This window comes from Tenacibaculum sp. FZY0031, assembly GCF_036350695.1.
Classification (GTDB): domain Bacteria; phylum Bacteroidota; class Bacteroidia; order Flavobacteriales; family Flavobacteriaceae; genus Polaribacter.
The window spans coordinates 1-1,895 of sequence record NZ_JAZDVY010000020.1; the positions used below are offsets into that span (position 1 = coordinate 1).

At 36.7% G+C, this 1,895-nt stretch carries 1 protein-coding gene; it reads right to left on the reverse strand.

Features of this window, described 5'->3' with window-relative positions; genetic code table 11:
* Positions 1-1,895: non-ribosomal peptide synthetase (locus V1T75_RS16360; protein ID WP_330489561.1), on the reverse strand; the 1,895-nt coding region annotated here is incomplete at both ends.

Sequence of the window (1,895 nt, forward strand, 5' to 3'; positions counted from 1 at the left end):
CTCTGGCCTGTTTACATACCCTTTAGCAACTCCTAAGCCTCCTATATAAAGTTCTCCTACAACTCCTTGTGGAACCACATTCCCATAAGGGTCTAGTAGGTAAATTTCTGAATTTGGTATTCCTTTTCCTATCGATATCTTTCCTATATCTCCATCTTGTAAAGCGTAATTGGTAGCTACTACTGTAGCTTCTGTAGGTCCGTAATTATTATATAGTTTAAAACAGGCCTCTTTTTGTAAATTCAACGCTTCTCCTCCCGTAAGAATTTTTATATTCTCTAGTCTCTTTTCTTTATCTATAAATTCATGACACATTACTGTTGGTAAGAAACTATGACTAATCTTATGCTCTTGTAAAAAGTCGTATAAACGATCTGCATCCAAACGAATAGAGTCTCTGTTTATAGGGTAAATACTTGATCCACTTGAAAGCTGTGGATAAATCTCGAATATCGATGCATCAAAACCAATACCTGAATACAAGGTACTTCGTGTTTCTTTGTTCAATTCATAATACCCCTTAAACCAAATACATAAATGTAATAAGTTTCCATGGCTGACTTTTACTCCCTTAGGCTTCCCTGTTGAGCCTGAGGTATAAATGATATAGGCTATATCCTCTTCTTTTACTAAAGGTTCTATAAAACCAGCTCCAACCGTTTCTTCTAAGTTGCCTACTGCTTTATATTTTCTTATATATTCCTCATCTATTAAAACACGACAACCACTGTCTTTAGCAATATAGGATTTACGTTGCTCTGGAAGTGATGGGTCTACTGGAACATAAACGCCTCCTGCTTTTAAAATTGATAACGAACTTACAATGAGCCAACTTCCACGAGCTAGTGATACTCCTACACTCTTCCCTGCTGTGAGTCCTTCTCGTTTTATTAAATAGCTTGCCATTGTATCTGAAAGCCTATCTAACTCTGAGTAACTTAGTGTTTCTTCGTCTATTACTATTGCTTTCCTTTCAGGATGATTAGCTACTTGTGTACGGAACAAATCTAAAAATGTCATCGTACTTTCGTATCCTATAAAGTCGCCTTTCAGTGCTGATACTTGATATTCTTCCTCTTCTTTATTCAATAAACCTATACTACCTATAGCAACGTTTAAATTTAAGAGGACTGCGTTTATTAAACGCTCGAAATAACCTAAGAATTGTTTTGCCCTTAACTCGGTAAACAAGCCTGTACTGTAGTTTAATGTAACACTCATGCCTTCTGAACTATCTACAACAACCATTGTCATATCAAACTTCGAAACCACAGCTCGTTCTGGAGCTTCATAAGAGCTGATTAGAGTGTTTAATGTTTTAGCTTCTAAATTTTCTCCTTTAAAGTAAGAGAACATTACATCAAACAAAGGATTGCGGCTTGTATCGCGCTCTATTGATAAGCTATCGATCAAATCTTCATACTGGTACCCTTCGTGCTCAAAACTCGATAAAACCAATTCCTTTACTTCCGATAAGTAATCTACATAACGTTTTTCTCCACTTGGGGCACTGCGAAGTGCCAAGGTATTGACAAACATCCCTACCATTTGCTCTACAGACGCATTGCTTCTTCCTGAGGTAGGCGTTCCAACTATAACATCCTCTTGATTGCTTAGCTTACTTAGCAGTATCTTATAAAGTGATAGCATAATCATATAAATCGTACTATCTTCTGCTAAGCTTAAAGAACGCAATCCTGATAACTGTGATGCACTTAAGTCTATGGATACATGAGAGCCTAAAGTTTCTTTTACCTGAGGTCTATCATAATCATACGGCAAGTTTAAAACACTTACTTCTTCTGAATATAACGACAACCAATACTCCTTGTCTTTTGCTTGTTGTTCTTTGTGAACCTCGCTCTGTTGCCATTCTGCATAGTCTTTATAGTGTA